The organism is Bradyrhizobium elkanii WSM2783, from assembly GCF_000472865.1.
In the GTDB taxonomy this organism is placed as follows: Bacteria; Pseudomonadota; Alphaproteobacteria; order Rhizobiales; family Xanthobacteraceae; genus Bradyrhizobium; species Bradyrhizobium elkanii_A.
Map to the genome: position 1 here is coordinate 25,799 of NZ_AXAP01000093.1, position 6,552 is coordinate 32,350.

General features: G+C 61.3%; 7 protein-coding genes. 5 read left to right on the top strand and 2 right to left on the bottom strand.

Features of this window, described 5'->3' with window-relative positions; all coding sequences use genetic code 11:
- Positions 1–22: 22 nt before the first annotated feature.
- Positions 23–1,222 carry a polysaccharide biosynthesis/export family protein gene (locus tag YY7_RS0141920; protein ID WP_028168372.1) on the bottom strand — a complete coding sequence of 400 codons (1,200 nt, stop codon included), beginning with the start codon at positions 1,220–1,222 and terminating at the stop codon, positions 23–25.
- Positions 1,223–1,517: 295 nt separating this feature from the next.
- Here YY7_RS0141920 and YY7_RS0141925 point away from each other — a divergent pair, with 295 nt between their 5' ends.
- The 3 genes from YY7_RS0141925 to YY7_RS0141935 all read left to right on the top strand — a co-directional run bounded on the left by YY7_RS0141925 (position 1,518) and on the right by YY7_RS0141935 (position 3,810).
- A complete protein-coding gene (locus YY7_RS0141925; protein ID WP_245287606.1) occupies positions 1,518–2,081 on the top strand; it encodes a hypothetical protein in 564 nt (187 codons plus the stop codon).
- Between the two features lie 73 nt (positions 2,082–2,154).
- Positions 2,155–2,430 carry a hypothetical protein gene (locus tag YY7_RS0141930; RefSeq protein ID WP_028168374.1) on the top strand — a complete coding sequence of 92 codons (276 nt, stop codon included), beginning with the start codon at positions 2,155–2,157 and terminating at the stop codon, positions 2,428–2,430.
- A 105-nt stretch (positions 2,431–2,535) separates the two neighbouring features.
- On the top strand, positions 2,536–3,810 hold the full coding sequence (locus YY7_RS0141935) for a hypothetical protein (RefSeq protein ID WP_028168375.1): 1,275 nt from the start codon (positions 2,536–2,538) through the stop codon (positions 3,808–3,810).
- Between the two features lie 7 nt (positions 3,811–3,817).
- Here YY7_RS0141935 and YY7_RS0141940 read toward each other — a convergent pair whose 3' ends face one another.
- Positions 3,818–4,435 carry a transglutaminase-like cysteine peptidase gene (locus YY7_RS0141940; protein ID WP_028168376.1) on the bottom strand — a complete coding sequence of 206 codons (618 nt, stop codon included), beginning with the start codon at positions 4,433–4,435 and terminating at the stop codon, positions 3,818–3,820.
- A gap of 268 nt (positions 4,436–4,703) precedes the next feature.
- On the opposite strand from YY7_RS0141940, the gene YY7_RS0141945 reads away from it, so the two are divergent.
- Both YY7_RS0141945 and YY7_RS0141950 read left to right on the top strand, forming a co-directional pair.
- Positions 4,704–5,441 carry a metallophosphoesterase family protein gene (locus YY7_RS0141945; protein ID WP_028168377.1) on the top strand — a complete coding sequence of 246 codons (738 nt, stop codon included), beginning with the start codon at positions 4,704–4,706 and terminating at the stop codon, positions 5,439–5,441.
- Positions 5,442–5,538: 97 nt separating this feature from the next.
- Complete coding sequence (locus YY7_RS0141950) at positions 5,539–6,168, top strand: hypothetical protein (protein ID WP_245287607.1); 630 nt, start codon at positions 5,539–5,541, stop codon at positions 6,166–6,168.
- Positions 6,169–6,552: the final 384 nt, after the last annotated feature.

Genomic DNA, 6,552 nt, shown 5'->3' on the forward strand with positions numbered 1-6,552 from the left:
TTGTTTGCCTGGCCGAGGTGAGTTACGGCGCGAGCTTGATGTTGTTGCGGAAGATCAGCGCGTCGTTCGAGAGGTTAACCGCATCGCCGCCGGTCGCCATGACCACCCGCAGGAAGGTCAGGAACTTGGCAACTTCGACGTTACGCGAGTTCGAGACGTAGAGAATGTCCTGGTTCTTCATCATCACCTTGGTGGCGAGGAAGAAGCCACCGGGATCGCGGAAGTTCACGCTGAAGATGACCGGGATCGTGTCCGAGGTATATTTGCTGATGTCGATGCCGAGCTGAGCCGCCACGTTCCGAGGCTCGCGACGATACAGGAAGACCGCGGCCGGATCGGCCTGCGAGTCAAGCAGACCGCCCGCCTTGCCAACCGCTTCCCCAAGATTGATGCGCCAGGCGTCGAAATTGAATTCGCCGCTCTGACCGCTCGCGCCGAACGCCAGGAATTTCTGCTGTTCGCGGTAGACATAGATGCTGTCGTCGGGACGCACGTAGATGTTGTTCTCCGGCGCCATCACGAGATTTTCGAACGGCACCGTCGCGCGCTTGCCACCGCGCTCCAGCATCACCCAGGTCTCGAAGCCCTGGCCCTTGATGCCGCCCGCGCGGGTGATCGCGTCGAGCACCTTGTCCTTGGCACCGGCAGCGCTCGCCGGGTAACGCGCCGGCGTGTTGACCTCGCCGAGCACACTGATGAGCTGCGTGCGCTGGCTCGCCATCGCGACGACGGCCTGCGGCTCGATCGCGCGATTGCCGATCCGCTCGATGATGGCCCGCTGGATCTCGACGGCGGTACGGCCGGCGGCCCTGATCTGACCGGCATAGGGCACGGTGATGAAGCCGTCATTGTCGACCGATTGATCGGGAATGGTCACGAAGTTACCCGGACGCACACCTGCTTCCGCCGGGATGAAAAGACCACCCGCGGCGGCTTCGAAGATCGTGACGCTGACGACGTCGCCAATGCCGAACACGATGCTTGCCGGCGGCCGCTGGTCGGTAAAGGCACCCGCGAGGCCCTTCGGCTCGTGGGTGTGAAGGATCTTCACCGTGGTCGTATTGATCGGAATGAGTTCGTATTGCGGCCCATTCTCCGTCGTCTGCGAAAGAACATCATCGGTGAGCGGCCCGGAACCCGGGTTAGTCGAGCAACCAGCAAGTCCCACAGCAAGCAACAAGACAGACGTGCTCAGAAATGAGCCCTTGGCAAACAAATACATTGAATCGCCCCAACTTCCCCAATACGGGCGAGTCCTACGGCGCCGTTCGCACTGCGACAAGACGTTCCGGCCCTGAACAGATGGTTAACGGCGATTTGGAACCGCGAGTGTGGCGCCGACGCAACTATGGGAGACCTTCAGCGGTATCCCTGATCAAATATGCAACATTTATGACAGCGGACCTGCCCTTTAGCTGGGCAGTATCCCGAGGATGGCGGATTCGGTAGGGGTGAGTTTCCCGATCTTCGAGGGTTTGCTAAGCCTGCGTTGATTGACCACTTCGGAGCGCCATCACATGCTTCCAGCCTTGGTTTTGCTGCTGGCGCTCGGACAAGTTCCCCCCGCTCCGGCCAACAAATTAACTTATGAGAACTCGGTCTGCCGCACCGAAGGCTCAGCGCGGGTCTGCCGGATGACCCCGATACCTGTGGCCAATATGTCGAACTGGAAGTTCACCCGGGCCCAGGGGATCAAGGCGGACGAGAGCTTTGTTGCCATTATGAAGACGGCCGACGCGCTGCAGTCCGATCCGGATTTTGCCGGCCTGATCATCCGCTGTGCGCCGAAGGGCAAGATCGAGGTGCTGGTGGCGCTGATCCGGCCATTTCCACCGCGCAGCCGTCCGGAGGTGACCCTTGCCTCCACGGGATTCTCCCAGAGCTTCGAGGGCACGATGGCCGCCGCGGGGGCAGCGGTGCTTCTGCCCGAGGAAGCTGGCGTGCTGGCCGGCGGCAAATGGCAGATCACACCGTCATTAACGGTGACCGTCAAGGAAAATACCAGCGAAATCAAAGGTATCGTTGCTCTCAACGGGCTCCGCGAAGCCTACAGCACGCTGCTTGCAAGCTGCAGCCAGTAAGCTGCAATCTGCATATCCGACTTAAGCGCGTTTTAAGGTCTGGAGCCGACACTCCGAACAGGAGTGTGTGCGTATGGCTCAGATTGCAATCTTCAGCTTTCTCTTTGGCGCCGTCTTCGGCTTGCGCTTCAAGGTGTTCGTGCTTCTGCCTCTGACGCTTGCGACCGGCGCAATTGCGCTCCTGCTTGCCCCGATCCTTTCCTTGACGGTGGTCGAAAGTCTCACAGGCTTTGCGATCGGCTCACTTGCCCTCCACGGTGGATATCTGTTCGGATCATTCACGCGCTTCGCCCTCGCGGCGGCGCGGGCGACGCGCGTTGTGGCTCGTCCGCTCAAGACCGCCCGCTGATCCCCCGCCGCGGTTGCGGATCCAATTGTCACGGCCGCTTCTTTGAAATGAAGCCGACGGGAGATATGGTGACGACTCGGTTCAGGCATTTTCCGAGCAGTCCGATTGTCCGTCGCTTTTTTCGCCCTCCTCTTCGCGCTCGTTTTCACCACCGTTCTTGAAACTTCCAACTCCGGCTTCGTCACCGAGCTCGGAATGGCCGCCGCAGGCGTGTGCCTGCTGGCGGCATCGGTGAGCGTGAGCAAGGCGGATCGGGAGCATTTGCTGCGTGCGACGGCGAACCTGCGCTGGGTATTGATCGCCATTCCGCTCTGCATTGGCGCGCAATTGATGCCAATCGGGTTGTCACTCGCTCATCCGATCTGGACCACTACGTATGATGCCCTGCAAGGAATCCCCTTCGGATACGTCACGGCCGACTTCAGCCGAACGCTCGGCGCATTCCTTCTGGCGCTCGCTTGCGTCGCGCTGATCGGGGTGACGATCGTCCTTAGCAGGGATCGGCGGCGGGCCGAGCTCGTCCTGTTCGTGTTGAGCACCCTGACAGCTCTCGTGGCGGTGCCGAAAATCGTCGATCATCGGCTGCAGGGAGCGAGCATCGGTCCGGATGGCTGGGATTTCGCGACCAGCTTGAGCGGCCTTGGCGTGGCGCTCAATCTCGCCGTCATGCAATTGGCCGCGGAGCGCGCCGAAACGCGTCACGCGATCATCCGTTCCGTTGCTATCGGCATGCTGGGGCTCGCGGGCCTGCTGATCAACGGCGCCGTCATCCTGGGATATTCCGACACCAACAGCGCGGTTGCCTGCGCGCTCGGCGTCGCGCTGTTTCTGCTCATCCTGGTCATTCGCAGGCTGGACCTGCCGGCCCTGGCTGCCAGCGCGATTTGCGTGGTCGCAGCCATTGGCGCGGCCCTCGTTCTGACCTGGATCTTCGAAAAAGGCTCTGGATCGCCGTTGCTGCGGCTTCTGCCGATCCAACCGGAACAAGCGCGCGCGGTACTCGACCGCCTGCTTGCCGATACGCGCTGGTTCGGTGCCGGCGCCGGAGCCTTCCAGTCCATCGGCCGGATCTATCAATCCGGCGATGCAACGGCGCCGCTTGCGGTCCCCTCCGCGGCCATCGCACTATTCGTGGAAACGGGCTGGATCGGCTTGGCACTCGCAATCGCGATCGTGCTTTCCCTGCTGACGCGCCTTGTCTCAGGGGCGCTGCGGCGTGGCCGCGACTCCTTCTTTTCGGCGGCGGCGGCCGCCAGCCTTTGCTTCGCCGTTGTGCAGGGATTTGCCGGTCCCGGCCTGCTACGTACCGGGGCCATCGTCTGTCTTGCAGCGATCGTGGGGCTTGGCCTTTCGCAAAGCGTCAGCCAGGCCGCACGGTGAGCTGAGTTCAGGCGTTGCGATCGCCCAGCGATGCCCAATAGTTGGGGTTCTTGGGCATCTGGATCCGCACCCAGCGATAGGGCTTGCGCGACCAGGGCGAGATGTTCTGGGTCAGATTGTCGAGGACCAGGTCGCCGCTGAACGTGCGCACGACGACGACCAGGTGATGCTCGCCCCAGGTCGTCACCACCTCGCTGAGCAGGACGGCACGGGCCGGCCACCCCCTTGCGATCAGCTCGTGGCGCTTGGTCACCGCATAGTCGTTGCAGTCTCCGCTTGCGGGATGCAGCAGCCACTTCTCGCCGGCCAGCCCCTCGAGATTGGCCTGTGGCCGAATCCCGGTGTTGACCGAATGGTTGACCTCCTTGAGATCGGCCCAACGCTCGGCGGTGAGCTTCAGCCGTCCGCCTCGGAACACCATGCGGCGCGGTTTGCACTCGCCGGCATATTTGAGGCAAAACATCGTGAACGCCATCGGCGGCAATGTCGGCGCATCGAACTTGATGTATTGGATAGCCCCCCGCAGCGCCATTGGCGTGCCTACAAAGCCGGCCTTCGCCCCGTGCTGCAGCCCGATCGTGAAGATGGCGGCGGCAACCGCCAATATCTTTGCAACTCCGCGCATTTTGCGCCCCCCGTTCTTGTTGCGGGGAAGCTACAAAAGATCTCTTGAGATACAGCTCATTGGCTGCGCGGCCCTTTAGTCAAAACCGAAGCAACTCTTTCTGAAACAATTAACGATATCGGTCCGAAATGGGCTCTGCTAAGAGCCGTGGCAGGGTTGATCGGCTCTAGCGTTTTCGAGCGAAACGGACGTCGGTTCGCGATGAAGAAAACGCGTCAAAACAAGAATCTGGAGCTTCAGCTCCGGAGGCAGGCGAGTTGGCTTAAGGATGGGTCTGACCCGACGCTTTCGCAAGAACATCAAGCCCCGGCTTCCCGATGGCGTCCGCGTCTATGCGATCGGAGATGTCCACGGACGCGCCGATCTTCTTCAATCGCTCTTAACCGTAATTGACGTTGATCTCGACCGTTCGGCGCCGGAGCGCGCCATCCAGGTCTTCCTTGGCGATTACGTCGATCGCGGGCCGCAATCGCGGGCCGTGCTCGATATCCTGATCCAGCGCAGCCAAAGTCACGAAACGGTTTGCCTCAAGGGGAACCACGAGGTCTTCCTGCTCGACGTCCTGAAGGACCCGGCCAAGCTCCAGGAGTGGCGCCATTACGGCGGCCTCTTGACGCTAATGTCCTATGGCGTGACGCCGACCATGAACCCGACGACGGAACAGCAGGTCGAGCTCATCGAAGGATTGAAGCGTGCCTTGCCGCCCGAGCACCTTGGGTTCATCGAGCAGTTGCCGACGTCGTTCACCTGCGGGGACTTCTTCTTCGTGCACGCCGGCGTTCGCCCCGGCGTTGCGCTCGACAAGCAGCAGGACCAGGATCTGCTCTGGATCAGGGAGGAGTTTCTCAATTCCGAGGAGCGTTTCGGCAAATATATCGTTCACGGACACACGCCCGTCAGCGCGCCGGACGTTCGGCCGAACCGCATCAACATCGATACGGGCGCATATGCGACCGGCAACTTGACGCTGCTGACGATACAGGGTGATAGTCTGCTCGCGATTTGAAGTTTCAATTGGGCTTTATCCGGCACCGACGAACGGTGTCCATCCACAAAGTCAGCCGATGAATCAAATGACCTGGCTCCGCGCGACGGGAACGTGCATGGCGGTGATACTGATCGCCTATGCCGCCTTCAGCTTCTGTGCGGACCTAAGTCGGTCGAAGCTTCGTGCAGACGACTTGTTGACGGGCAGACTTCACGGCGAGGCCGCGACAACAGGCTTTGCCTCCACCATCCTCGCCGCGCTGTTTCCATTCGACGGGGATTTTCTCGCTGATCATGCGATCGCGAAGGCAGCGCAGGTTCTGAATCAACCCGCACTCGATCCTGCCACTCGGGCGGAGGACAGTCAGGCCGCTCAGGGCGCCGTCGCGGCCGCGCTGAAAGTTTCGCCGATCAGGCCGGTGCTTTGGTTGACGCTTGCAACGTTGAAAGCGCGGACCGATGGCACCGCCCTTCCCGCGCTGAAGGCGTCCTATCTTACGGGACCAGCGTCGTCCGATGTGGCGTTCATGAGACTTCAGGCCGTCACATCGAGTTCGGCCGCATCAGATGAAGAGATCCGCCTGCTCGCCTTGTCGGATATTCGCACCGTGCTTTCGAACCGCTCCCGTTTCGAAGCCCCGCTCATCGCAGCCTATGTGCAGGCCACACCGCCCGGCAAAACCCTGCTGATGGAATCCGCGCAGGCCCTGGATCCGAAGTTCGGCAACCTGCTGCGGCGTTACTAGACTCGTGCAGGGTGCTCATTAACGCTGACATGTCGGCTTCTTGAGCAGAACCCATTTAGCTCGATCCGAGCCTACCGGGTGTGAGCCGGGTGGTGGAGTCGAGATGTGGCGCGGTGGCTTTAGGCTACACATATCTGTTGCCGCCCCTTTCGTCTGGCGGTGCCTTAGTGGTGTAGCCGTGACTCCGTTTCCACATCCCGCTCGTCGAACCGGACAGGCAGATCTCCCGCATCCGGCTCTCGGACAAGACCTCACGCCTTCGCCCACGGCCGGTCGCGGCCAAGCGCGGTTAGACGTACGAGCCCAAAGTGCCCGTAAAGGTGCGAGAGTGGATAGGTCCCGCCCTTGCATCGCCTGACCTTGTGCTTGATGCGCAACCACCGG

Excerpts from the sequence above, each read along its gene's own strand:
- YY7_RS0141920 (WP_028168372.1), bottom strand. The coding sequence starts at position 1,222 with ATGTATTTGTTTGCCAAGGGCTCATTTCTGAGCACGTCTGTCTTGTTG.
- YY7_RS0141925 (WP_245287606.1), top strand. The coding sequence starts at position 1,518 with ATGCTTCCAGCCTTGGTTTTGCTGCTGGCGCTCGGACAAGTTCCCCCC.
- YY7_RS0141930 (WP_028168374.1), top strand. The coding sequence starts at position 2,155 with ATGGCTCAGATTGCAATCTTCAGCTTTCTCTTTGGCGCCGTCTTCGGC.
- YY7_RS0141940 (WP_028168376.1), bottom strand. The coding sequence starts at position 4,435 with ATGCGCGGAGTTGCAAAGATATTGGCGGTTGCCGCCGCCATCTTCACG.
- YY7_RS0141945 (WP_028168377.1), top strand. The coding sequence starts at position 4,704 with ATGGGTCTGACCCGACGCTTTCGCAAGAACATCAAGCCCCGGCTTCCC.
- YY7_RS0141950 (WP_245287607.1), top strand. The coding sequence starts at position 5,539 with ATGGCGGTGATACTGATCGCCTATGCCGCCTTCAGCTTCTGTGCGGAC.